Origin of the sequence: Psychroflexus torquis ATCC 700755 (assembly GCF_000153485.2) — a bacterium.
In the GTDB taxonomy this organism is placed as follows: domain Bacteria; phylum Bacteroidota; class Bacteroidia; order Flavobacteriales; family Flavobacteriaceae; genus Psychroflexus; species Psychroflexus torquis.
On record NC_018721.1, the window covers coordinates 1,997,975 to 2,022,214 of the forward strand.

At 33.7% G+C, this 24,240-nt stretch carries 20 protein-coding genes; 8 read left to right on the plus strand and 12 right to left on the minus strand.

Features of this window, described 5'->3' with window-relative positions; translation table 11 throughout:
- Positions 1–72: 72 nt before the first annotated feature.
- Complete coding sequence (locus tag P700755_RS08580) at positions 73–618, plus strand: GNAT family N-acetyltransferase (RefSeq protein WP_015024288.1); 546 nt, start codon at positions 73–75, stop codon at positions 616–618.
- Positions 615–2,723, plus strand: a complete 2,109-nt coding sequence (gene ovoA / locus P700755_RS08585; RefSeq protein ID WP_015024289.1) for a 5-histidylcysteine sulfoxide synthase — start codon at positions 615–617, stop codon at positions 2,721–2,723. The genes P700755_RS08580 and ovoA overlap by 4 nt, the downstream gene beginning before the upstream one ends.
- A gap of 271 nt (positions 2,724–2,994) precedes the next feature.
- Here ovoA and P700755_RS08590 read toward each other — a convergent pair whose 3' ends face one another.
- The 4 genes from P700755_RS08590 to P700755_RS08610 all read right to left on the minus strand — a co-directional run bounded on the left by P700755_RS08590 (position 2,995) and on the right by P700755_RS08610 (position 9,642).
- Positions 2,995–4,428 (minus strand): IS4-like element ISPto3 family transposase, encoded by a 1,434-nt coding sequence (locus P700755_RS08590; RefSeq protein WP_015022725.1) that lies wholly within the window; start codon positions 4,426–4,428, stop codon positions 2,995–2,997.
- Positions 4,429–6,334: 1,906 nt separating this feature from the next.
- Positions 6,335–6,964: a tetratricopeptide repeat protein gene (locus tag P700755_RS08600; RefSeq protein WP_015024290.1), complete on the minus strand. Its 630-nt coding sequence runs from the start codon at positions 6,962–6,964 to the stop codon at positions 6,335–6,337.
- A gap of 5 nt (positions 6,965–6,969) precedes the next feature.
- Positions 6,970–7,392 carry a DUF2141 domain-containing protein gene (locus P700755_RS08605; RefSeq protein ID WP_015024291.1) on the minus strand — a complete coding sequence of 141 codons (423 nt, stop codon included), beginning with the start codon at positions 7,390–7,392 and terminating at the stop codon, positions 6,970–6,972.
- Positions 7,393–7,485: 93 nt separating this feature from the next.
- Positions 7,486–9,642, minus strand: coding sequence for a TonB-dependent receptor (locus tag P700755_RS08610; RefSeq protein ID WP_015024292.1), 2,157 nt, complete (start codon positions 9,640–9,642; stop codon positions 7,486–7,488).
- Between the two features lie 291 nt (positions 9,643–9,933).
- On the opposite strand from P700755_RS08610, the gene P700755_RS08615 reads away from it, so the two are divergent.
- Positions 9,934–10,278, plus strand: coding sequence for a hypothetical protein (locus P700755_RS08615; protein WP_015024293.1), 345 nt, complete (start codon positions 9,934–9,936; stop codon positions 10,276–10,278).
- Between the two features lie 134 nt (positions 10,279–10,412).
- On the opposite strand, the gene P700755_RS08620 is transcribed toward P700755_RS08615, so the two are convergent.
- The 3 genes from P700755_RS08620 to rnr all read right to left on the minus strand — a co-directional run bounded on the left by P700755_RS08620 (position 10,413) and on the right by rnr (position 13,971).
- On the minus strand, positions 10,413–10,916 hold the full coding sequence (locus P700755_RS08620; RefSeq protein WP_015024294.1) for a GNAT family N-acetyltransferase: 504 nt from the start codon (positions 10,914–10,916) through the stop codon (positions 10,413–10,415).
- 230 nt (positions 10,917–11,146) lie between these two features.
- The gene (locus P700755_RS08625) at positions 11,147–11,335 is read right to left on the minus strand and encodes a hypothetical protein (protein WP_015024295.1); all 189 of its coding nucleotides are present in this window, start codon (positions 11,333–11,335) and stop codon (positions 11,147–11,149) included.
- Positions 11,336–11,745: 410 nt separating this feature from the next.
- Entirely contained in the window at positions 11,746–13,971 is a 2,226-nt protein-coding gene (rnr, locus tag P700755_RS08630; protein ID WP_015024296.1) for a ribonuclease R, read from the minus strand.
- Positions 13,972–14,862: 891 nt separating this feature from the next.
- On the opposite strand from rnr, the gene P700755_RS08635 reads away from it, so the two are divergent.
- The 4 genes from P700755_RS08635 to P700755_RS08650 all read left to right on the plus strand — a co-directional run bounded on the left by P700755_RS08635 (position 14,863) and on the right by P700755_RS08650 (position 17,538).
- Complete coding sequence (locus P700755_RS08635) at positions 14,863–15,102, plus strand: hypothetical protein (RefSeq protein WP_015024297.1); 240 nt, start codon at positions 14,863–14,865, stop codon at positions 15,100–15,102.
- Positions 15,103–15,757: 655 nt separating this feature from the next.
- Positions 15,758–16,189: a ribose 5-phosphate isomerase B gene (gene rpiB, locus P700755_RS08640; RefSeq protein ID WP_015024298.1), complete on the plus strand. Its 432-nt coding sequence runs from the start codon at positions 15,758–15,760 to the stop codon at positions 16,187–16,189.
- 6 nt (positions 16,190–16,195) lie between these two features.
- Positions 16,196–17,092, plus strand: coding sequence for a cation diffusion facilitator family transporter (locus P700755_RS08645; RefSeq protein WP_015024299.1), 897 nt, complete (start codon positions 16,196–16,198; stop codon positions 17,090–17,092).
- Positions 17,092–17,538: a GNAT family N-acetyltransferase gene (locus tag P700755_RS08650; RefSeq protein ID WP_015024300.1), complete on the plus strand. Its 447-nt coding sequence runs from the start codon at positions 17,092–17,094 to the stop codon at positions 17,536–17,538. Before P700755_RS08645 ends, P700755_RS08650 begins: the two co-directional genes overlap by 1 nt.
- Positions 17,539–17,716: 178 nt before the next feature.
- On the opposite strand, the gene P700755_RS08655 is transcribed toward P700755_RS08650, so the two are convergent.
- From P700755_RS08655 to P700755_RS08665, 3 genes are all read right to left on the minus strand, one after another.
- Complete coding sequence (locus P700755_RS08655) at positions 17,717–19,339, minus strand: S41 family peptidase (protein ID WP_041758266.1); 1,623 nt, start codon at positions 19,337–19,339, stop codon at positions 17,717–17,719.
- Positions 19,339–19,695: a ribonuclease P protein component gene (gene rnpA / locus P700755_RS08660; protein WP_015024302.1), complete on the minus strand. Its 357-nt coding sequence runs from the start codon at positions 19,693–19,695 to the stop codon at positions 19,339–19,341. Before rnpA ends, P700755_RS08655 begins: the two co-directional genes overlap by 1 nt.
- Before the next feature lie 67 nt (positions 19,696–19,762).
- Positions 19,763–20,944 carry a phosphoglycerate kinase gene (locus tag P700755_RS08665; protein ID WP_015024303.1) on the minus strand — a complete coding sequence of 394 codons (1,182 nt, stop codon included), beginning with the start codon at positions 20,942–20,944 and terminating at the stop codon, positions 19,763–19,765.
- A 79-nt stretch (positions 20,945–21,023) separates the two neighbouring features.
- On the opposite strand from P700755_RS08665, the gene P700755_RS08670 reads away from it, so the two are divergent.
- Positions 21,024–22,163, plus strand: coding sequence for a DNA polymerase III subunit (locus P700755_RS08670; protein ID WP_015024304.1), 1,140 nt, complete (start codon positions 21,024–21,026; stop codon positions 22,161–22,163).
- A 242-nt stretch (positions 22,164–22,405) separates the two neighbouring features.
- Here the strand turns inward: P700755_RS08670 and P700755_RS08675 are convergent, their stop codons facing one another.
- Together P700755_RS08675 and P700755_RS08680 are read right to left on the minus strand one after the other, a co-directional pair.
- Positions 22,406–22,963, minus strand: coding sequence for an OmpH/Skp family outer membrane protein (locus P700755_RS08675; protein WP_015024305.1), 558 nt, complete (start codon positions 22,961–22,963; stop codon positions 22,406–22,408).
- 261 nt (positions 22,964–23,224) lie between these two features.
- Positions 23,225–24,199 carry a T9SS type A sorting domain-containing protein gene (locus tag P700755_RS08680; RefSeq protein ID WP_015024306.1) on the minus strand — a complete coding sequence of 325 codons (975 nt, stop codon included), beginning with the start codon at positions 24,197–24,199 and terminating at the stop codon, positions 23,225–23,227.
- Between the last annotated feature and the right edge of the window lie 41 nt (positions 24,200–24,240).

Consider the following 24,240-nt stretch of genomic DNA (forward strand, 5'->3'; position numbering starts at 1 on the left):
CTAATTTAATTAATGAATTTTTAATAAAAGTAAAGACTTATTTGAAAATCTTTAAACATAGTTTTGCAGGTCATGATTACTTTCAAAAAAGCGCGTAAAGAAATATATTTAGAATTAAGTCAATCGCTTAAGAATCTATACTTAGGGACATTTACAAAAGGTCTTTCTGCTCAACATATCAGTAATGAAGAAGCAGAACTTTACCTCGATAACTTGTTTACAAAAGGATATGGAATTTTTGGGTTTTCTGATGATCAACTTGTTGCAGCGCTAATTGTAACACCCCCAAGTTTTGATAAAGAACGACCTGAATCAATTCAAAACAAATACAGTGATAAAGACTCTTTATATATCGCTGAAGTACTTGTAGACGATAAGTTTCGGGGTATGGGTCTCGGCAAAGGATTGTTTAAAGAATTTGAAATAAACCTGAGCAGTGATATAAAATACGTTTTACTGAGAGTGTGGAGTAAAAATGAAATCGCAGTCAACCTATATAAAAAATTCGGATTTGAATACTGCGGAAGTATCCTCCAAGAAAAATTAAAACCCGTTTCAAAAGAGCCTTTTAAAATGCTTAAACTCTATATGGTTAAGCCCTATTCAAAAATATTATGAAAGAATTCAATATAAAAACTCCTCATTTAATTGATGGAACTCCAGAAGAAAAACGACAAGAAATCCTTGATTATTTCCATAGAACTTTTGACTTAGACACAGAACTCTATGAAACAGTTAAAGACGACGCTACTTTCTATATGCGTGCAGACCACCTTCGCCATCCTATTATTTTTTATTATGGCCACACCTCTTGTTTTTTTATAAATAAGTTGGTTTTAGCGGGGCTGCTACCCTCTCATATCAATCCTTCTTTTGAATCAATTTTCGCCATTGGTGTGGATGAAATGTCATGGGACGATCTCAACAAAGAAAATTACGCTTGGCCTTCGGTATCTGAAGTTCGAGAGTATCGTGAGGTTGTAAGAACAACCATTGCCAAACTCATAGAAGAATTACCGCTAGAACTTCCTATCAACTGGGAAAGTCCGTTTTGGACTATTATTATGGGAATTGAACACCAAAATATTCATATTGAAACCTCATCGGTCTTAATAAGACAGCTCCCTGTAGAGAAGCTTCAAAGTGGACTATTTTCCAATATTTGCAAAGAAGATGAACCGGTTATTGCAAACGAATTAGTCGCTGTAGAAGGCTCAGAGGTAAATATGGGAAAACCACATAATCATCCTCTTTATGGTTGGGATCTGGAATACGGGAGTTTCCTAGAAACTGTCGACGACTTTAAAGCTTCAAAATATCTGGTTTCTAATGCTGAATTTTTTGAATTCATAGAAAATGATGGTTACAAAGATAAGCAGTGGTGGACTGAGGAAGGCTGGTCTTGGTGTACTTATAAAAAAGCTGAACATCCTCAATTTTGGATAAAAGAAAATGAGACGTATAAATTGCGTTTGATGACCGAATTTGTCCCTATGAAATGGAGCTTTCCAGCAGAAATTAATTATTTGGAAGCCAAAGCATTTTGCAATTGGAAGTCTGCTAAAACCGGCAAAAAACTGCGTATGCCTACAGAATCTGAATGGTATCGACTCGTAGAAGTTTCCCAAGTCAAGGAGGCTACAGATTGGGACGTAGCGCCAGGGAATATAAACCTAGAACATTACAGTTCATCTTGTCCAGTGAATACGTTTTCTTTTGGTGACTTTTACGATGTGATAGGGAATGTTTGGCAATGGACAGAAACGCCTATCACAGGTTACCCTGGTTTTAAAGTTCACCCATTATATGATGATTTTTCAACCCCAACTTTTGATGGTAAGCATAATATCATTAAAGGGGGATCTTGGATCTCTACAGGAAACGAAGCCACTTTACATGCTCGCTATTCGTTTCGCAGGCATTTCTATCAGCATGTTGGGTTTAGATATGTTGAGTCTAACCACGAGCCCGACATACGTGTAGATAGTTACGTAACTGATGAAGAAGTAGCCATTTCATGCGAGCAAAATTATGGGGAGTCCTATTTAGGAATGTCAAAATTGCCACTTCAAGTTTTAGATATTTTAAAAAAATACGTTGAAAATTCATCTGGAAAAAGACTCCTAGATCTAAATTGTGATACCGGTCGCTTAGCGTTTGAAGCTGCTTCACATTTCAAAGAGGTTACAGCAATAGATACTTCTGCAAGATTTATTCAACCAGCTATCGAATTGCAAAAAAATGGATTGTTGCGTTACGTTATTAAAGATGAAGGTGAATTATCCATTTTTAAAGATGTTCTCCTGAAGGATTTAAAATTAAACGACAATCATAGTCGCATCCAATTTATGCAGGATGATGCGACGAAATTAAAAGACCGCTACACAAATTATGATGTCATTGTAGCTATGAATCTGCTTGAAGAAATACGTAAACCTAAAGAATTCCTTAGTAAAATTCATCAAAGATTAAATGCTGATGGACTGCTTATACTAGGTTCAACTTACGAGTATAAAGAATCTGTAAGTCAAATAGATAACTGGATTGGTGGCTTCAAAAAAGATGGAGAACCTATTAGATCTATCGATGGGATTAGCCAGGTATTATCAGAGCATTTTACGCAAGAGTCTAATCCTTTCAACCTCACCTATCCTGTAAGAAAGTCGAGTAGACATTTTGAAGTGATGAGCTCAGAAGTTAGTATTTGGCGTAGAAAAATGTAGGGGTGATTAAGATTTTGTGACCTGAATTGTAGTTTTAGATCAGCTTGTATGAACAGTGTTGCCAACTCGTAGATCCACATTTTGTGAGCCTTTAAAGTTATATAGCATATATCCAGAACAGCTCTGCTTTTATATATCGAAAGTAGAGCTGTTTTGAATATATGAAGCTAGGGGGCCATAACTCCATCCCCATATGGAAGATAAAGTATGTGACCTAGGTGAATATAAGCGAAAAGACATTAATTAACTCAAGTTTCGCACCTAATCAATTTCACTTAACACCTTGATGATTAAAGCTATGGGTATTTGTTAGAAACCCATAACTCTCAATATCCTCTATTATTTTGGATGTAATAAGTTCAATATCAATTGATTCTACTAGTTTTTCCAAATTGGTTAAAATTAAGTTGACAACTGCCAATATTCTGATATTCAGCTTATTTTCAATATAATCCTGTTTTAAATCTTTAAATAATCCGCCTATGGTTTCATAAGCCTCCATTCTGTACCGAATACTTGTGAGCAGATATTGGGTCATTGCAATTGTTATTTGTGCAATCTGGACATCAAAATTGGTAGACTGACACTTTCCAAGACCAAAGAGCTGCTTGGCTTCTTTAAAAAAGACTTCAATTGACCATCGAATACTATATACTTCAATTGCTTTTACAAATTTGAGTGATGTATCAGTGGTTATTAAGGTGTGCCATTTGCCGTTCTTCCCACGCTTCGAAATAAAGAGAGCAACCTTGAGCCCATCAATTTCAGCTATGTAATGATGGTAGTAGTAATTGAATTTACGACAGCGCTTGGGCTTTGCTTTCTGTTTTTTAAGTTGTGCTAAAGTTTTGACCTTTGATCTGACTTCAATTTTACTATTGTATTTATACATCCCAATAATATGGGTCGAACTGCAAATACTTCGTAACTTTTTAAGTAATCCCACACTTGTAAACCAGGTATCTATTAAAATATAGTCTACAGGAATTTTACGCTTTACAACCCTGGAAAACATTTGCACTACTAGGTCTGTTTTCTTTTTATTGAGTTCCCTATACCTCTTTGCCGCAACTGTTTTACTACATCTTGGTGTCTTCTTTTGGGCCTTACGCTGCTTTGCGGTTAGACCATATTTTAATCTTGATGTTTTGCTCTCACGGTGCAGACTAAAATCAATGGGGATAAAAACACTTCCATTCCAATACCCAGCCACAAGTAGCTTGAAACCTAAATAGTAGGTCTTTGACACATGGTTGTAGATCTTTGAGACTCCTTCAATAGTCTTTCCTGTTTTTGAAAGATCAGTATCATCAAAGATCAAGCATCTTGTAGGGTCTGCTGAGGGGGTGAAGAGTTCATCTTTCAATAGATATTGCTTTACAAACTGGGCCAAAAAAGCTCTCCAATTAATTTTTTGATTTGCCAAGATTCGATAGTATGAATCTTTTCCACATTTATTAAGTTCTGGATCTTTGTCAGTTGTAAGTCCATAAATAGAATTAATTCCAATAAGGGGCAAAATCAAGAGCGTAGCGATCAAATCCTCAAATGAAAAACCCGCCTTTTTGCACCAACTGAATTGTTTTTTTATTCTATTGAAGCCTAAAATATTCAGATGTGCCCGTAAATAGTCTGAATTAAACCAAACCTTATTAAACTTCCCTTTTATTTCTTGAACTTTTGCAATATATTCGTGTTGTAGCATGTTTTGTACTTTGTGTTTAGTTACTTAAAGATACAGTAAAACCAAGGGTTTCCCTTGGTTTTCATGCTATTTTTTTCCAATTAAACCCTGTGAATAATGGGTGCGAAACTTGAGTTAATTAATAATATTAACCCACAGTGGGATCTTTTGAACGATAAGATTTAATTGCCTTTGGAAAAGAAAGATTCTTCAGTCGCAAAAAGCTCCTTCAAAATGACAGAGGCGTGTTGTCATTCCGACAGAGAAGCTGTTTTTTCTTTGACGAGGAATCTGTATGTTTTCGATAGAGAAAGATTCTTCAGTTGCGAAAAGCTCCTTCAGAATGACAGCAGCGTGTTGTCATTCCGACAGAAAAGCTGTTTTGCTTTGACGAGGAATCTTTTTGTCATTCCGACAGAAAAGCTGTTTTTGCTTTGACGAGGAATCTTTTTCTTTAAGCAAGGAATCTGTATGTTTCAGCAAGGAACCTTTATGTTTTCGAAAAGGATTAATTCTTCAGTCGCAAAAAGCTCCTTCAGAATGACAGCAGCGTGTTGTCATTCCGACAGAGAAGTTGTTTTTCTTCGATGAGGAATCTTTTTGTCGTTCCGACAGAAAAGCTTTTTTTGCTTTGACGAGGAATCTTTTTGTTTCAGCAAGGAACCTTTATGTTTTCGATAGGAAAAATTCTTCAGTCGCGAAAAGCTCCTTCAGAATAACAGAGGTGTGTTGTCGTTCCGACAGAAAAGCTGTTTTTGCTTTGACGAGGAATCTTTTTGTTTCAGCAAGGAATCTGTATGTTTTCGAAAAGGAACGATTCTTCAGTCGCGAAAAGCTCCTTCAGAATAACAGCAGTGTGTTGTCATTCCGACAGAGAAGTTGTTTTTCTTCGATTAGGAATCTTTTTGTCATTCCGACAGAAAAGCTGTTTTTGCTTTGACGAGGAATCTGTGTGTTTTCGAAAAGGAAAGATTCTTCAGTCGCAAAAAGCTCCTTCAGAATGACAGAGGCGTGTTGTCATTCCGACAGAAAAGCTGTTTTTGCTTTGACGAGGAATCTGTATGTTTTCGATAGGAAAGATTCTTCAGTCGCGAAAGGCTCCTTCAGAATGACAGAGGCGTGTTGTCATTCCGACAGAAAAGCTGTTTTTGCTTTGACGAGGAATCCTTTATATTTTCAAAAGGAAACGATTCTTCAATCGCAAAAAGCTCCTTCAGAATGACAGAGGCGTGTTGTCATTCCGACAGAAAAGCTGTTTTTGCTTTGACGAGGAATCTTTTTGTCATTCCGACAGAGAAGCTGTTTTTGCTTTGACGAGGAATCTGTATGTTTTCGTTAAGGAAAGATTCTTCAGTCGCAAAAAGCTCCTTCAGAATGACAGAGGCGTGTTGTCATTCCGACAGAAAAGCTGTTTTTGCTTTGACGAGGAATCTGTATGTTTCAGCAAGGAACCTTTATGTTTTCGATAGGAAAAATTCTTCAGTCGCTAAAAGCTCCTTCAGAATAACAGAGGTGTGTTGTCGTTCCGACAGAAAAGCTGTTTTTGCTTTGACGAGGAATCTGCATGTTTTCGATAGGAAAGATTCTTCAGTAGCGAAAGGCTCCTTCAGAATGACAGAGGCGTGTTGTCATTCCGACAAAGAAGCTGTTTTTGCTTCGATGAGGAATCTGTATGTTTTCGATCAAAAAGGCGAAAAAAGCCTTTGCCGAATTCGTTTCGGTAAAGGCTTTTTTCGTGGAAGTATAGGTCTAAATTGGTATTATCTCATCTTTACTTTTAATTAGGCGAAGGATACAGCTATATTAGACCTCAGGTAAAGGCCTTAGCAGGATGTTTTGTCTTAGGTAGGCTAACTCTTAAGAACAAAAATTAAACGCGCTAAGAACTTTGCTGAGATAGTGAGTTTGTTAATTAATTCTGTAAGTATTACCCTTCACAATCGTCTAGGATTTTTTGAGCTTTTTTCTCTCCCCAATCTGGATAAAACTTTACCTCTGATTTTTCTTCATTTTGAAAAAACCCTAAGGCCCTTTTAATGTCTTTGCAATAAGGTTCGATAGAACTGCCAAAAAATTGGGCTGACCCCATATCCCATTCGGCTTTGGAAAGAATAACCCTCGGGTTATTTGGGGCTATTTTAAGCGCCGCTTGATAAATATATTCGTTTTTTCCAGATAAAGTCATACCATATTTTTGACTATCAAAATTTATGTAAGCAGTGTTTGCCAGAGCTTTCACAATCATAATTTCAGGATTGTTAGGTGAACTGCTTGACGCTTGACTCAAAAGTTCAGTGGCTTTTTCAATCTTCAATTTAAAAGTTGCCTCATCTTTCGCTTCAAAAGAAGAAATCACTAGTGTATAGCCTGCATAAAAAGGTGGGATCCAATTGTCTTTTTCTGCTTTTGCAATGCGTTCAAAGAGATTGGAAGCTTCCATGATCTTTTCTTCTTCCCAAAGATTAAAGGCTTCTTCCATGCCTTTTTCATAAGAAGTTTGAGCGTTTATATTCAAACCTAAGATCATAGTAATGATAAAAATAGATAGTATTTTCATAATGCTTATTTTATTTTGAGTTGAATGACTGTATCGGTTTTAATCTCAATTTTAGATTCTTGAAAATTTGGTGGTCCAAAATTGCCTTTTTGACCATTGGAAAATCCATAAGGTTCTTTGGGAATCCCTACCATGTTTTTATCTAATTCACCATTACTGTTCACATCGTGATAGTAGGAGAAACTGTAAAACCCCTCTGGCAAATTTTCTATAACAATTTTAGCCTTGCCGTCTTTAAAACTAGATGAAGCTGCTTTATAGTTATTTTCCATGTGACTGTCCTCTGAATTAAAAAGGGCAAATAAAATACTGCCACCGTCGAATTCTGTGGCTTCAAACTCGAGTGTCAAGTCGATTTTGTTTTCTGATTGCGCATAAGACTGCATAGCAAACAAGATTAAAATTGATAAATAGCTGATTGTTTTCATAGTTTTTATTTTGAGTTAAAGATCGATTATAATTTAGCTTTTTACAACTCCTAAATGACGAGTTGATGTATTTTGATACTGAATCGTAAACACTTATAGATTATTCAATTGATTTGATTTTTTATCATCGCTAAGGGTCCAGAAAAAACCAACAAAGAAAAACTGATCGGTATTTGGCAAAATAGCTTCTCTCTGGAAAACACCACTCATATCCATTTCATTGGCGTAGTTGTAGCCAAATATATTTCGTGTGCCTAACACATTGCTCACAGCAAAATATAGAATTTTCTGTTTATCAATGAGGTAAGCCCAATTGAAACTCAGTGAATTAAAATTTTTGGTTTCTCGATTTAAAAACCCATTAGAATTGGGATCGGTATAATTTCTGCCTGAAGCAAAAACATGGCTAAAACCCAATTGACTCTTCCAGTCTTCAATCCAATACTTTGCTACCAAAGAGAGATTATGTTCAGATGCAAAAGCAGGGCGTGCCTTTTCAAGAAAATTTCTATAGTCCCGTTCTGTATCTAAGTAAGAATAAGAGGCCCAGTATTCTAAATTTTTAAAGGATTCATTATCTCTCCAAAACAAATCAACTCCTGAAGCATAACCAGAGCCTGTCGAATTATAAGAACTCGTAAAAGTGGGAAATTCTGTATCAAACTTTACCAAATCAGCATAGGTCTTATGATAGGCCTCTACTCTAAAAATTTTCTTGGATTTTACATATTGAAAATTAGCGATAAAATGAGAAGCGTTCTCTGCAGTGATAGTATCATTAAACTTTAAAAAATCGGCACTTGGGTTTTGAAAAAACTTACCATAAGCAAATGAAAATTGTGAAAATTCTCCAGACTTGTAAGCAATTGAGCCTCTTGGCGAAAATAAAGTTTGATTCCATAATTCATAGTGATCAATTCTACCGCCAAGGTTCATTGCTAATTTTTTAGAGAAAAAAATATCAACTTCACCAAACCCTGCAGAAATGTTACTTTGAAATCCATAATCGAAGTTTCCAAGTAGATTACTTTCAAAATTCTCATCAAAATCTGTTATAAAGTATTCAGAACCAAAATTGAATTCAAAGTTGTTATTGATACGTTTTCTGAGCTTTATTTTTAGGTGTGCAGAGTTGTCGTTGTTATCGATTAAATCCTCACCAACTTGCAATTTGTTGTTGTCATTAGACAATGAAAATCCGGTATTGAGTATCCAGCTTTTACCAAGAAAGCTTTTATAAGAGCCGTTGATGTATAGATTTCTGTTTTCGTTAGCAAAACGAAAGCCCTCTTCAAAATTGATGTTTTGTTGGATTAAATCTAAATCGGTGTAACTGTAACCTCCATACAATTTCAATATATCACTATTATTGGTTTTATACCGGTAAATAATTTCTCCATTCATAGATTGAATAGGGCTTAACCATTCATTTCTATTAGGTAAGGCTTCGGTATAAGGGGCTAAGTTTGTGTAATTCGTATTGATACTAAGTGAACTTTTGTCCCACTTTTGAGTATTCCCAACGCCAAGACCAACAGTCATTAATGATACCTCTGTTTTTTCTTGATCCGGTTCATCAATGGTATTTAATTTCAAAACTCCAGATAAAGCTTGACCATATTCTGCAGAATACCCGCCTGTTGAAAACGAAATTCCCTTAAAAAGAAAAGGAGAAAACCGTCCCCGAGTTGGGATATTATTGGCTGTAGGTGTATAAGGGGCAAATACTCTCATGCCATCAATAAATATCTGAGTTTCATCTGCGCCACCACCCCTTATAAATAATCTGCCATCTTCGCCCACTGTAGATGTTCCTGGTAAGGTTTGTAAAGCACCCAAGAAGTCTCCAAGAGCACTTGCTGTAGTCACTACATCTAAAGGTTTTAAAGCGGTAACTCTAGAATTCTCACCAGCCTCGAACGTCCCTGTAGATAACATTACAGCATCCAACATATTCACATCTTCTTTCAACTTGATTTCTAAGTTTTTAAACTCTGAAAGATTTGCAGTCAAAGAGTAATCCTCAAAAGACAAAAAAGAAACATACAGGGTTTTAATTCCAGTTTCTGAAGTCGAAAAAGAAAATTTCCCTTCTAAATTTGTAGTGGCCCCATCGTAAGAACCCACTATATAAACATTCGCTCCAGTAATAGGGAGACCACGTTGTCCTTTAATCGCACCTGAAATTTGGTGTTGCGCTATAATTTGAGTACCAAATAATAAAAGAGATAGTACCAATAAGACTCTCATAAGCTTTGTTTTTTAGTTTATGAGAGCAAATATGTCTAAACAACTTTGGCTAAGTAAATAGTATTCTATGAATGGTTGGATCACTAGGATGAACCGTAATTTCCCTCTCTTTTATGCGTGATGTGTAACTTTATTAGCAATTTGATGTAATTCTGGTTTTTCGTTCTTATTTTATTATATCTCAAAAAATAGAACTCTAATTTATCCCATAGACTATATTATATTTATCAATCTTTACTTACTAGTTACATCTGAAACAAAAGCGACTAAATTCTAAAATTACAATCCTATATGAGCACCAAACAGGACTTATATAACCAGTGTGTCCAACTTGTGGATACGCGGTTTAAAAGCATTCAAGGTCATATCTCAGATATCCAAAACAGCCTGCTTTCAGAAACTAAAAGTAGCGCTGGTGATAAGCATGAGACTGGACGGGCTATGCTTCAACTGGAGCGTGAAAAAGCAGGGCGGCAACTCGCTGAGATCAACAAGCTGAGAACAGCCCTCTCTAAAATAAATATCGAAAAAAAAACAACACATGTGGGGTTAGGTAGTCTGGTATACACCTCAAAAGCTCATTATTTTATAGCCGTTAGCCTGGGGGCACTGAAAAGTAGTGAAAAAAGCTTTTAAGCCATTTCACCTAGCACACCCATTGGAGAATTGCTTATGGGCAAAACAATAGGGGAGGAGGTGTCATTTAATGGCAATTCATTTGTTATTGAGCAATTGATTTAAAATTACTAAAGATTTATTGTTGGCAAGTTTTAGATTAGTTTTTTTTGATAAAGAGTGTAAACAGATAAAGGTAATTTCTTTATTCCAACTTTTTTGAATCCCTGCTTTTCGTAATACTTGCATAGCTTTGAGTTTTTGGAATCCACATCTAATCTTAAATATTTACAGTGTTTCACTTTAGCATCATTTGCTACGTTATGAAGTATTAAAGATCCAATTCCATTTCCATTGTACTTCTCTTTTACCACTAATGAATGGATGTATTTAGCTTTCTCACTTTGTTCTCCCCAATACACTAAGTCTTGCTCTAAAATTCTGACCATCCCTAGAGTTTCATAATGGGTATTTTGAACAAAAAAATATTCATTATTTTCAATACCTTCTTCCACCCATTTTATTTTTTCTGAAGGTGGGTTTTTCCAATATTGCCAATGATCAATATTCAGTCTATTAATTTTCTCGGCTGATTTTTTAAACAACTTCAAAACTTCATTTTGATCTCCTTTATTTATGGATTTAAAGATGAGCTTCATTTAATTATGAATTTAAAATGCATACAAATGTAAATCGCATTTTTATGAGATCAATGTTTATTTTGAGTTTCGAAGCCTTTAAAGTTTATTATTTCCTACTGTAAACTTTTCTATTGATGGTAATATTTTTGGTTTTTGATATCAGAGTGAGATACTGAAACAAGTTCAGCATGACAAAATCACCTTGAGGGATGAGTGGTGACATTCAACAGTCTTTTATTTGTAAGTCTTTATAAAAAAGAGTCCTCATCTTCCTTATGGGTAACTTGCTGCTTTATCAATAGCTTGACATAATGCCGGTTGCGGCGTTCTTTTTTATCACTAGTGCGTTTATGCTTGCGTTTGTCTTTTACGATTTCCCCAAGATTATCTAGATCTTCAATGTCTTTAATGTCATTTACAGAAGTTCTTTTAGCCATAATAGAATAGGTATAAGGTGGTTATTTTTATACATATTCAATATAGCATATTTCATTTGGTAGCTAAATTCTATTGTGTTTTCTTAAGAATTTATTAGATATTATAGAATAAATCATTATCATCATTACCTTTAAGCTGCTCATCTACTTTTAAAATCTTACTTTAATTATTCATCTTTATCGCTTTGGATTATATTGCCATAACAAAGCATTAAGAAATGTATGTTTAAGCTTTTAGGTTAACGAAGGCGAAATCAGAATAAATTAAAAAAAAATTGATTTTCAATACTTATGAAAGTGTGAATTACTTATTTGATTTTATACTTTAAATCAAACAAAAAATCCTGAATCAATCTCCTGAACCCGACTGCAGGAGATTGATTCAGGATTTTTTATAAATTTTACTACTTCTATAATTCGTTTTCTATGTCCACTTCTTCAACAGAACCTAGCAGTTCAAAATCTATAGTTCTTTTCACTAAGTCTGCCTTTTTAACGCGAACATAGACTTCTTCTCCAAGTTGATACATCTTCTTTGTACGACGTCCTATGATGGCATAGTGTTCTTCGTTAAAATCGTAATGATCATCAGAAATATCTTTTAGTCGAACCATCCCTTCGCATTTGTTCTCTGAAATTTCAATAAAGATTCCAAAATCTGTCACACCAGAAATAACACCTTTATATTCTGTTTCTTCTTGGTCTTGGATATACTTAACCTGCATGTACTTTATAGAATCTCGCTCTGCATTAGTCGCTAGTTTTTCCATCTCACTAGAGTGCTTACACTTCTCTTCATACTCCGTTTCACTAGCACTTTGTTCCTTATCTATATAGCGTTGTAAAAGTCGGTGAGCCATGACGTCTGGATAACGTCTTATGGGCGATGTAAAATGAGAATAATAGTCGAAAGCTAAACCGTAATGCCCAATATTTTGAGTAGAGTAGTAGGCTTTACTCATCGTTCTTATGGTAAGTGTATCTACAAGATTTTGTTCTTTTTTGCCTTTTACATCTTCTAATAAACCATTTAATGTGTTGGCAATATTTTTTTTATTTTTAAAATCAAGAGAATATCCAAATTTGGAAACTACTGTATTTAAGGCTTCCAACCTGTCTGGTTGAGGTTCATCGTGGCAACGGAACACAAAAGTTTTTGGTGGTTTGCGTTTCCCTATGAATTCAGATACTTTTCTATTGGCCAAAAGCATAAATTCTTCTATCAACTTATTAGCATCTTGACTTGTTTTCACATATACTCCTTTAGGATTATTGTCTTCGTCCAAATGGAATTTAACTTCCACCTTATCAAAAGAAATAGCACCTTGGTTCATACGCTCTTTACGCATGATTTTAGATAGGTCATTCATCGTCGTTATAGCGTCAACTAATTCTGGCTGGATATCGTATGCTTTCTTAGACAACGAAATATCTGATGGAATGTGTTTATCTTTAGAATCGATAACAAATTGAGCTTCTTCGTAAGCAAATCTGGCATCAGAATAGGTTACTGTTCTTCCAAACCATTCACTTTTCACATCTCCTCTTGGCGTTAATTCAAATAAAGCTGAAAAGGTATATTTTTCTTCATTGGGTCTAAGAGAACAAGCTCCATTAGATAATATTTCTGGGAGCATAGGTACCACACGATCTACCAAATAAATAGAAGTTGCTCTGTTGTAGGCTTCATCATCCAAAATAGTTCCTGGCTGGACGTAATGTGCAACATCGGCAATGTGAATTCCTATTTCATAGTTACCATTGTCCATTTTTTTGAAGCTTAAGGCATCATCAAAATCTTTGGCATCTGCAGGATCAATAGTGAAAGTGAGGGTGTCTCGAAGGTCTCTTCTTTTCTTTATTTCTGAAGAATGGATTTTGGTATCTATACCATTAGCAAATTCTTCTACTTCGGGTGGAAATTGTTCTGGTAAACCATAGCCTGCTAAAATCGCATGCATTTCTGTATTGTGCTCTCCAGGAACCCCAAGCACTTCTGTGATCTCACCTTTTGGTGAATCATCTTTATCCTTCCATTGTACTATTCTTACTTTTACAAGGAGACCATCTTCGGCACCGTGCATTTTGTCGTTGGGTACAAAAATATCTGTATACATTTTTGAATTACCAACAACAACAAAACCAAATTTTTCTTGTTTATGTAAAACTCCTACAAAATCAGTTTTATAACGCGTAAGTATAGAAATAACTTCACCTTCAGACTTTGATTTTTCTCTTTTTTTGAAAACGTAGATTTTAACTTCATCTCCATCCAAAGCGTGATTCAAATTCTTGTTTGTAATATAGACGTCTTGTTCCATATCTTCTATAACGACATACGCATCTCCACGAGACGTCATATCGATAGTTCCGGTATGGAAATCATCTACAGCTGCAAACTGAAATTGTTTATCTTCAATCTGTTTTAATTGACCTTTTGCAGTAAGTTGACCTAGTAGACGAATAACAGAATTTCTAGTTTTGGTATCGTCAATTTTTAACTTTTCTAGAATATATTTAAAGTCAAATCCTTTTTCTGGTTGCTTCTTAAAGAGGTCTAATATCTTCTTTGATAAGCCTCCATCCCTCTCCGGTGTTGACTGGAAAGGCTGTTTTTTTTTTTTCTTTTTACTCATAAATATTTAAAATAATCTTTGCTAAAATAAGATAATATAATTTGAAACTTGAATCGCTGTACTAAATCTTTGTTAAGTCCACAATACTAATCATTTAACAATTAAATATCTGTAGGGTATTTCCTTTACTGTTATGATAGCTATCATTAGACTTTCTAAAAGTCTTTTCTAAACACCTCCTTTAGAATTTTTGAATAGATTCATCGAAATATAACTGAAGGTATTTTTAATTTATTTTATAAAACTTCTTTAGGTCTATCTTTTTTTGTGTTTGCAATTGCAATGTATACCTATTGGAATATTTTCGTCATCTCTTTGCCTCATCACTATTTTATTTAAAAGTATCATTCCCAATACAAGCTACTAAAGCTAGTGTTCTTATTGTTGTCGAATCAATTTGCTTAAAAATTCTTCGTATTGCAGCCGAAAGATACCGTCTTAAACCATATTGTAGATAATGACTATAAACTTTAAATTAGCATTCCATTTCGCTACGTCTCCCTCGATTAAGATTTTTGTACTGATAATCTCATTTGTTTCTTAGCCATCAGTGCCAGGAACACTGAACATAAATAACTTTCTATTTGTTGCGCTTTTCTTTGTAATGTAATTGATAACACTATTCGGTTGTTAAACACACAGTTAATAAAAAAAATACGAAACTAATATCGTGATTAATGCAGGAATAATTTTGTTAAATCAAAATCATAACAAATATGTAATTACACGATTAGTGTAATTTTTAAAAACAATTTAAATAAATAATTATCTATTGTAGATGTTTAATTACTATAATTTATGAATATAGCTTTAGAATTCCTTCAATAAAGCATAAAACTCAACTAAAATTTTACCAAGTTTAACTATATTTCTTACTTTACACATAAAAATATGAATAACTTTATTCAGCTAGCTGTTTTTACTTATCCTCACGAATATACCGTTTTAAAATTACTGCTTGAAAAAGAAGACATCAGATTTTTTTTTCAAAATGAAACTGTTATTGGTGTTATTCCATTTTATTCCAACGCACTTGGTGGCATATTTTTAAAAGTACATCCAGAAGATCTGAAAGAAGCTAAAAAGATTTTTTCAGATTATAATTTTGAAAACCATCTTCATATCGTTTAATTTATCTACTTCAATTTAAATTTACCATTCACTATTCCCTTTTTAAAATCCATTTTCAAATTTTCTTTTTAAAGTTTTCCACACTATATATTAACCACCACTTTTTTTAAAAAATTTTATTTCAAATTTGATGTATGTTATTGCCCGTGTACAACTGGAAAACTTTTTCTTATCATATTCTGTTTCCAATTAAATCTAGTTTATTCACAATTTCTCCACACTATTTATAGTCTTTAAAGCATTGATTTTTATTGGTCTATTATAAAGTTATCCACAGTTTAATATTTACTTTCCACAAGTTACTACTTACAAGTTTTTTGTTAATAGGTGTGGATAACTTTATATATCGAACGCAAAACTTTTTCGAAAATAGGGGATTGAATATTTTAGTAAATCACATTTTTATCTACCTGATTTTTTCCTTTGAAATACCAAATTATGCTCATGCTTTTTTTACATAAGTTATCCACATTTTCCTTAAAATTGAAGTCTATCAAACTGATATGATTCAAAAGTTTTCCACAATTTATGGATAACCTTTTTTCAATTTTACAATCTGTTTATAAACAGGAGATTAACTTTTATCTTGTTTTTTTCAAAGTCTTTTTATTTAATAAACCTTAACTTTGTTATCCAACTTTATAATTACATACTTATGATAATTTCAATTGGTAATGATCATGCTGGGACGTTTTACAAAAATAAAATTGTAGATTATCTTAAGTCCCAAAATATTGAGGTACATAATCATGGTACCAATTCTGAGGATAGCGTTGATTATCCTGATTTCGTTCATCCTGTAGCTATAGATGTTGAAGATGGAACCTCAAGTTTAGGAATCATTATTTGTGGAAGCGGTAATGGGGCTAATATGACCGCTAATAAACACCAAGGAATACGCTCTGCACTGTGTTGGACTAGTGAATTGGTAGCTTTAGCAAAACAGCATAATAATGCAAATGTACTGAGTATTCCTTCAAGATTTGTTTCTTTAGAAGAAGCGCTAGATTTTGTAACAGTTTTTTTAAAAACTCCTTTCGATGGTGGCCGTCATCATCATAGAGTAGATAAAATTGCATGTCATTAGTTTATTTTGAGTCATAATCATTCACATCAAAGGTCACAAACCAATCTTCTTGTTTCTATATTTTTAAATATAGGAATTACTCTTGCCCAAGTTATAGGTGGAATCATCAGTGGGAGTTTAGCTTTACTATCTGATGCGCTCCATAATTTTACAGACGTCGTTTCTCTTATCATCAGTTATGTAGCTTCTAAGTATTCTAAGAAAAGTGCTACATCCAATAAAACCTTTGGTTATAAACGCGCTGAAATAATTGCTGCATTTGTCAATTCTGCGAGTCTTATTATTATAGCCATTATCCTTATTAAAGAATCTATTTTGCGATTTTTAAATCCTCAAGCCATAGATTCTACTCTTGTTATTTGGCTTTCGGTCGTAGCTATTATAGGAAATGGTTTTAGCGTTTTGCTTCTTTTAAAAGATAGAAAGTCCAATATGAATATTGCTTCTGCTTACCTTCATTTACTTACAGATATGTTGGCATCTGTAGCCGTACTTGTGGGTGGTCTTTTAATGAAGTATTACGAAGTATACTGGCTAGACAGTCTACTTACTGCAGCCATTGCTGTCTATCTTATTTTCGTAGGTTTTGAACTTTTTAAAAATTCATTTAAAGTTTTAATGCTCTTTACACCAAGCACTATTGAAATTGACGACATTGTGGCTAGAATCAATAAATTATCAACCGTCAAAAACATGCACCATGTTCATATATGGCAATTGAACGAAGACGAAGTTCATCTAGAGGCAGAAATCGACTTTGACAAGGATATCACCTTATCAGAATTTGATAAGATTTTAGTTCAAATAGAAGATATCCTTTTTTCTGAATTTGGAATCAATCACATCAACATACAACCTGAATTTAATAAAACAGATAATAAAAACATTATAGTCCAAGATTAATGACAACAGAAATTCTCCCTTATTCAAAACTCACTTCAACACAGGTTTATGATTTCCTTCAGCTGAGATCTGAAGTTTTTGTGGTTGAACAAGATTGCGTATATCAAGATATAGATGGGTATGATGATAAAGCTTTTCATGTTTTATTCTATGATGATAAAACTTTAGTGGCTTATTCTAGAATCCTTCCACCAGGGGCTTATTTTGAAGAATTAAGTATAGGTAGAGTCATTGTAAAGGATACTCATAGAAAATTAAATTTAGGACACGATGTAATGGATAGAAGTATAGTTTTTTCCCATGCTAACTATAAAAAAGCTATTATTAAAATCTCTGCTCAGCGGTATTTAATTAAGTTCTATGAATTGCATGGATTTCAAATTGATGGAGAAGGTTATCTAGAAGATGGTATACCTCATATTGGAATGAAACTTATGAAAATTTAAATTTTAACTCATACCAAATTAAACCTATAATATCGTAATAAATCCTTTTACCGATAGGAATTTACCACAGGTATTTTTTGTTTGCTTTTAACAAAAAACCTATGTTGAACTACGTCGTAGTATAATTAAATATACTCACACGACATTAAAAATTATTTTGGTGTAAGACTTTTTATTCCTAAAATCCTAAAATTTCTTTATACTGTGCTTTATTATTTAAGGCTTTTAAAGCTTTATTGATGACTTCACCTTCTTGTGTATAGTAATTGTAAACAGCTTCATCATAGCCTAACTTTCTTATGATAGCTTCAGTTATTAACTTTCGAAGGGTTTCTGATTCTTCCTCCAAAAGATTTTCTTTTTCATTTTGAAGGTTTTTCTTTAGCTCCATAATTGAGCTTTCTATAGATTTCAGGAAATTTTCGTTTTTTGCTATCTGTTCAAGTTCTTTTATTTTTTGATCAGTTTTTGTTTCAAATTTAAAGTCTTTTTTATCAATAAACTTTTGAAAATTATTTATTACACTTGTATTCATTACAAAGGTCTCAAGAGTTAATCCTTCTTTTTCATTTAGGTATGTGTTGGCAAAATCAAAAATCAAGTTTTCTTTAATAATTTCTTTTACAAGTTCATTTTCTTTTTCTTCATCCACTTCTATATCTGGTCTTACACCACCGCCATCGTAGACACTTCTTCCATTTTTTGTTTTAAACTCTGTATATTTATCTTTATTCTTTCTTATACTTTTCCCATCCAGATAATCTAAGGCTTGTATACATCTTCCACTAGGTGTATAATATCTTGAAATCGTAATTTTAGCTTGAGTTCCGTAGTTTAATTTCTTGGGTCTTTGCACAAGACCTTTCCCAAAACTTCTACTGCCTATGATGATACCTCGATCCAAATCTTGTAAGCTACCAGAAACAATTTCACTAGCTGAGGCACTATTTTCATTAATCAAAACGGCTACGGGAATATTTGTGTCAAGGGCTTTATTTTGAGTAGTGTAGGTTTGATTATATTTTTCTATAGCTGATTTCGTAAAGGTGATGGTCGTTCCTTTCTCAATAAAAATATTACTTACGTTTACTGCCTCCGATAATAAACCACCTGGATTATTTCTTAGGTCTAGTATAATTTGAGTAGCTCCCTGTTTTTTCAAATCCTGAAAGGCTTCACTAACTTCAGAAGATGCAGATCGTGTAAATTTTGAGAGGACTATATATCCAGTATTATTTTTTAAAAGTTTATAAAAAGGCACTGCTTTTATATTAACAACTCCTCTTTCTAAGGTGATCTTTTTATTTGTAGTATGACGTTTTAATTCTAAAATAACTTCGGACTTTGGAGCACCTTTAAGTAACTCGCCCGCATCTTCATTATAGTCTTTGACTTGTATATCTCCAATTTTGAATATTTCATCCCCAATTTTTAAACCTGCTTTATCTGCAGGGGATGACTTGATTATATTTCTGATAACAATAGCATTAGATTTACTTATGATATCTGCTCCAATTCCAGTATAATTCCCAGAGTTTCGAATTCTTGCATTTTGGATTTCCTGCTCATTCCAATAGACTGTGTAAGGATCCAAATCCTCGAGCATAGCTTCTATAGCTGTATTCATCAATTCTGCCGGATTTACCTCATCCACATAATTCATATTGACTTCTTTGTACAGATTCGTAAAGATTTCTATCTGCTTAGCAATTTCAAAGAAATCGTTTTTATAGGTTGTAAACCCGTATGAAGTTACTGCCACTATAGCAGTAAGGATAATAAGTTGTATGCGTTTTATCATCACTTTATATCGTTTAGCAAAGTATGCATTACTTTGTGAATTTTTTCAGACTCTAAATGTGTTTTCCCTATATAGAGTATCATCACCGAATAGCTTTTATTTTTATCTAATATCTGACTTTTATGCAATCGGTATGCTTCTCTGAGTTGCCTTTTGATCCTATTGCGATCTACTGCTTTTTTAAAATTTCGTTTGGACACACTTACACCCACTTGTTGATACTCTAGTTCGCTCTCCACATATCGAATTAAAAGGGGATATGTTTTTATAGATTTTCCTTCCTCAAATATGTATTTGATTATTTTTCTGGATTTTAGTTTCTCCTTATTTTGATACGTAAACAAAGGTTTAAGCATAATTATAAACTAAAAAAGCAATATCTATCAGTCTTAAAGATATTGCTTTATAAATGAATATATTTTTTTATTTTAAAGCTTCAATGCCTGGTAAGCTTTTTCCTTCTAGCATTTCCAACATTGCTCCCCCTCCTGTAGACACATAACTAACCTTAGTATCAAACCCGAATTTTTTTGCTGCCGAGACACTATCACCTCCACCTACTAGAGAGAATGCCCCTTTTTCCGTTGCGTTTGCTATGGCTTCGCCTAGAGCTATAGTTCCTTTAGAAAAGGTATCCATTTCAAAAACACCAAGTGGACCATTCCACAAAATTATTTTTGACTTCGCAATTATTTTTGCAAAATTATCTCTCGATTGTGGTCCAGCGTCTAATCCCATCCAACCTTCAGAAATAGTATTGATATCTTCAATTTTGATTTCAGAATCATTGTCAAATTCCTGAGTTACTATACTATCTACAGGCAAATGTACTTCCACATTCTGTTCCTCAGCCTTTTTTAGAATCTCTAGTGCTAACTCTTGTTTATCATTTTCAACCAAAGATTCTCCAATATGACCTCCTTTTGCTTTAACAAACGTAAAAGCCATACCGCCTCCAATGATGAGGTGATCAATCTTAGCTAGAATATTTTCGATTACTGTAATTTTTGAGGATACCTTTGCACCACCAAGAACTGCAGTTACTGGCTTTTCATTAGAATTTAGAACTTTATCCAGACTCTCAACTTCTTTTTGAAGTAAGTATCCCATGGCTTTATCCTTAAAGAATTTAGCAACGACTGTTGTAGAGGCATGTGCTCTGTGAGCTGTTCCAAAGGCATCATTCACGTAAATATCTCCAAGTTTAGATAGTTTTTCGGCAAATTCTTCATTTCCCTCCTTTTCTTCTGGGTAAAATCTTAGGTTCTCTAGAAGCAAGATTTCTCCAGGTTTTAAAGCTCCAGCGGCCTCTTCGACCTTTTTCCCAACACAATCTTCAATAAATTTGACTTTCACTCCCAAAACATCAGAAACTTCAGATTTTATATGTTTTAAAGAATATTTTTCTTCTTTACCTTCTGGTCGTCCTAGATGAGACATTAGAATTGCACTTCCACCGTCCTCAAGTATTTTTATTAGTGTTGGTTTTGCTCCTTCAATTCTGCTTTTATCTGCGACCTCAAGTCCTTTACTCAAAGGCACGTTGAAGTCTACTCTTACTAAAGCTTTTTTATTCTTAAAATTATAATCGTCAATTGTCTTCATGTATTTTCATTTATTAAATGAAATTCAAATTTAATTAAATATTTTTTTAAATGCACCTAGGCTTTGTTATTTTAGCGATATGAGATTTGAAGACATCCTAGGTTTACAACACCTTAAAAACCATTTGGTTTCTAGTGTACAAAATAACCGTGTTGCACATGCACAACTTTTTACAGGCTCCATAGGATCTGGCACTTTACCAATGGCTATTGCTTTTGCTAGGACTTTGATGATACAGTACTCTAGCCCTTCCAAGGGAGATCGTATTTCTAGAAGTTTTGATCAACTTACTCATCCCGACTTACATTTCGTTTATCCTATCAATACAACGAGTTCTTCTTCAAAAAAGCCTAATTCGCTAGATTTCATATATGAATGGAGATCTTTTGTAAGTCAAAACCCTTATCAAAGTCTTTATGATTGGTATCAAAAAGTTGGTATTGAGAAAAAGCAAGGTAACATCAATGTCGATGAAGCCGCTCATATTGTGAAATTACTTTCACTCAAATCTTTTGAAGGAGGCCCCAAAGTAATGATTATTTGGTGTGCAGATAAAATGAATTCAGCCGCTTCCAATAAATTATTGAAGTTGATTGAGGAACCCCCCAATAACACCTATTTTATTTTAATTACCGATTCCCCTGAAGATATCCTGCAAACTATCCGTTCTCGATGTCAACGTTTAGATTTCCCTCCTATAGGAGAAGCGGATATTATTAAAGGTTTAGTGTCCAAATTTGATATTACTGAATCAGAAGCTCTAAAAATAGCTTATCAGGCTGATGGTAGTTTTTCTAAAGCTCTCCATTTGGTTGAACATAATTCAGATGATGAACTTTTTGAAGAGTGGTTTATTACTTGGGTGCGAAGTGCCTTTAGAGCTAAAGGAAATAAGCATGTGCTTACTGATTTATTAGACTGGTCAGACCAATTGTCTAAAGAGACCCGTGAGACTCAAAAGCGATTTTTAAATTATTGCATACAGTTTTTTCGTCAAGCTTTGCTTAGCAATTATAAGGTGGATTCTTTGGTTTACTTATCACCCTATAACGCAAATTTTAAATTCAATAAGTTTTCGGAATTTATCTCTGGGAGCAATATTACCGATATATTTAAAGTATTGGAAGATGCTATTTTCCATGTGGAAAGAAATGGGAATGGAAAGGTGATCTTCTCTGATCTTTCCTTTCAACTGACTCGTTTGTTGCACAAAAAATAAAGCCAACTGACTAGTTGGCTTTATAATTACTTAAATAAGGTCTAGGTTCTATTCCATTTTAAATCTATACTATTGTAATAAATCGGTTCCTCTTCGCCTGCTTTTAATCAAAAATAATTTTCGTAACTAAAGTTATGCTAATTATTTTAACTTCAATCAATCAATCAATCAAAAAATCTGTGCTGAGTTACGTCGAAGTACATTTCAATTTATTTGTTCAACATTATAAAATTAATTTGGTGTTATTTCTCTGTATTTTCTTTCTCCACAGACTCTTTTTCTTTAGACTCACTTTCTTTTTCTTGACCATTAATTACTTCTAAAACATCCTCTGTAATATCCAAGCCTTCTTTTGCATACATAATGTTTGCGGATTCATTAGAACCGAAGATATAAGCATACCCTTTTTCTTTTCCATAATTACCAACGTGCTCTTTGACTTCAGCAATTAAAGAGTCAATGGCTTGATCGCTTTCTTGTCTCAGCATCTGACCTTTTTGCTGTTGTCTTTGTTGAAGCATTTGTTGCTTTTGAACTAACTCACCTTGACGTCTTTCTCTTCCTTGAGCAGACATGCTTTTCATATTACTTTGGAACTCTTGAACTTCCTGTTGAAATATTGCTGCAATAGAATCTAGTTCATTTGATAAGGCTTGACTTCTTTTCTCAAATTTTGCTTCAGTAGTTTTCATTTTACTGTATTCCTGAATCAAGACTGTGTTATCGACATAAGCCGTTTTTTCTCCTTGACAAGACATTAGGGAAGCAACTAGTGTTAAGCTAAATAGTATTTTTTTCATAAGGTTTTAAATTTTGACAAATGTAAAAAAGTAAATGAGCCTTTTGCCAAAATTTACAATAAGAAATTATTATCCAAATTAAATATTTATAAGAAAGACTTATTTGAAATTAAGGCCTACCGTGACTTCTAAGAGGTTTTATTTTTTATTTTATACAACTACTCCATTCTTTACAATATCACATTATTAAGCCTTTAAAAAAGCAAAAACGACTATCCATTCAAGGATAGCCGTTTTATAAAATCTAATACTTAAGAAACTTTATTTTTTCAAGAACTTTCTTGAAATAGTTCCTTGGTTAGTTTCTAGCTTCAAGATGTGAACACCTTGAGATAAATTTGATACATTAATTTGGTTATTTATGACAGACACATTAATTTCTTGGCCTATCATATTGTAGATAACAGCAGAATTAACAGTTAAAACAGAAGGCATTTGAAGATTAATTATATCCACTGCTGGATTAGGATATACAGAAACAGCTTCTTTTACATTGCTATATAGTGAAAGATTCTCTTCTCCTTCAATAGTGAATGCAGTACTGAAGAATTCAAGGCCTAAAGCAACATAAGAAGTCCAAGATGTAAATCCACCTCCAAACTGATCTGCAGGGTCAATCAAATGAGCATCGTTAGCACCAAAACCTTCTCCAACTCCTGCACCATATTGATTAAATCTGCTATCCGCTGGATAACCTGAAAGATTGTTCATGCTCGGAGTTACTACTATCCAATAAAAACCAGCATCTAGAGTAACAACCTCTCCAGTTAATACCGGTATATCAACAACTAAATTTAGAGCACCTCCTTCACCAGTCACAACCTCAAAACCATCACCACCAAGTTCAAAATCAACTACTTCAACTATTCCAGATCCAGGTTGAGTAGGATCTCCACTTGGAATATTGATACCTTCAATATTTGAATAAATGTATACATTTATTCCTGTAATATCAATTACAGCATTGCCTCCATTATTAAATCCGTAAACAGTGATTTTTCCTATATCTGATGCTGTTGTTAGTTCAAAATCATCCGTTGCAAACACTCCAGATTCGTCATCGTTCGAATATAAGTTTACAATTCCTGATGTGCCTCCTGGTTGTTGATCATAAAGAACTGCGTCCGATACAACTTGGGGTCCTGTTTGACCTGTAGCAACTGTAACTAACTCCTGCTGAGCATTAGATACTCCAAAGGCCAATAATCCCATTAAACTTAAAGTAATTTTTTTCATTTTATTTGGTTTTAAATTATACACAATTATAGCATAAATTA

Excerpts from the sequence above, each read along its gene's own strand:
- rnr (WP_015024296.1), bottom strand. The coding sequence starts at position 13,971 with ATGAGTAAAAAGAAAAAAAAAAAACAGCCTTTCCAGTCAACACCGGAG.
- P700755_RS08590 (WP_015022725.1), bottom strand. The coding sequence starts at position 4,428 with ATGCTACAACACGAATATATTGCAAAAGTTCAAGAAATAAAAGGGAAG.
- P700755_RS08635 (WP_015024297.1), top strand. The coding sequence starts at position 14,863 with ATGAATAACTTTATTCAGCTAGCTGTTTTTACTTATCCTCACGAATAT.
- rpiB (WP_015024298.1), top strand. The coding sequence starts at position 15,758 with ATGATAATTTCAATTGGTAATGATCATGCTGGGACGTTTTACAAAAAT.
- P700755_RS08655 (WP_041758266.1), bottom strand. The coding sequence starts at position 19,339 with ATGATAAAACGCATACAACTTATTATCCTTACTGCTATAGTGGCAGTA.
- ovoA (WP_015024289.1), top strand. The coding sequence starts at position 615 with ATGAAAGAATTCAATATAAAAACTCCTCATTTAATTGATGGAACTCCA.
- P700755_RS08625 (WP_015024295.1), bottom strand. The coding sequence starts at position 11,335 with ATGGCTAAAAGAACTTCTGTAAATGACATTAAAGACATTGAAGATCTA.
- P700755_RS08615 (WP_015024293.1), top strand. The coding sequence starts at position 9,934 with ATGAGCACCAAACAGGACTTATATAACCAGTGTGTCCAACTTGTGGAT.
- P700755_RS08650 (WP_015024300.1), top strand. The coding sequence starts at position 17,092 with ATGACAACAGAAATTCTCCCTTATTCAAAACTCACTTCAACACAGGTT.
- P700755_RS08675 (WP_015024305.1), bottom strand. The coding sequence starts at position 22,963 with ATGAAAAAAATACTATTTAGCTTAACACTAGTTGCTTCCCTAATGTCT.
- P700755_RS08620 (WP_015024294.1), bottom strand. The coding sequence starts at position 10,916 with ATGAAGCTCATCTTTAAATCCATAAATAAAGGAGATCAAAATGAAGTT.
- P700755_RS08670 (WP_015024304.1), top strand. The coding sequence starts at position 21,024 with ATGAGATTTGAAGACATCCTAGGTTTACAACACCTTAAAAACCATTTG.
- P700755_RS08665 (WP_015024303.1), bottom strand. The coding sequence starts at position 20,944 with ATGAAGACAATTGACGATTATAATTTTAAGAATAAAAAAGCTTTAGTA.
- P700755_RS08600 (WP_015024290.1), bottom strand. The coding sequence starts at position 6,964 with ATGAAAATACTATCTATTTTTATCATTACTATGATCTTAGGTTTGAAT.
- P700755_RS08580 (WP_015024288.1), top strand. The coding sequence starts at position 73 with ATGATTACTTTCAAAAAAGCGCGTAAAGAAATATATTTAGAATTAAGT.
- P700755_RS08680 (WP_015024306.1), bottom strand. The coding sequence starts at position 24,199 with ATGAAAAAAATTACTTTAAGTTTAATGGGATTATTGGCCTTTGGAGTA.
- P700755_RS08605 (WP_015024291.1), bottom strand. The coding sequence starts at position 7,392 with ATGAAAACAATCAGCTATTTATCAATTTTAATCTTGTTTGCTATGCAG.
- P700755_RS08610 (WP_015024292.1), bottom strand. The coding sequence starts at position 9,642 with ATGAGAGTCTTATTGGTACTATCTCTTTTATTATTTGGTACTCAAATT.
- rnpA (WP_015024302.1), bottom strand. The coding sequence starts at position 19,695 with ATGCTTAAACCTTTGTTTACGTATCAAAATAAGGAGAAACTAAAATCC.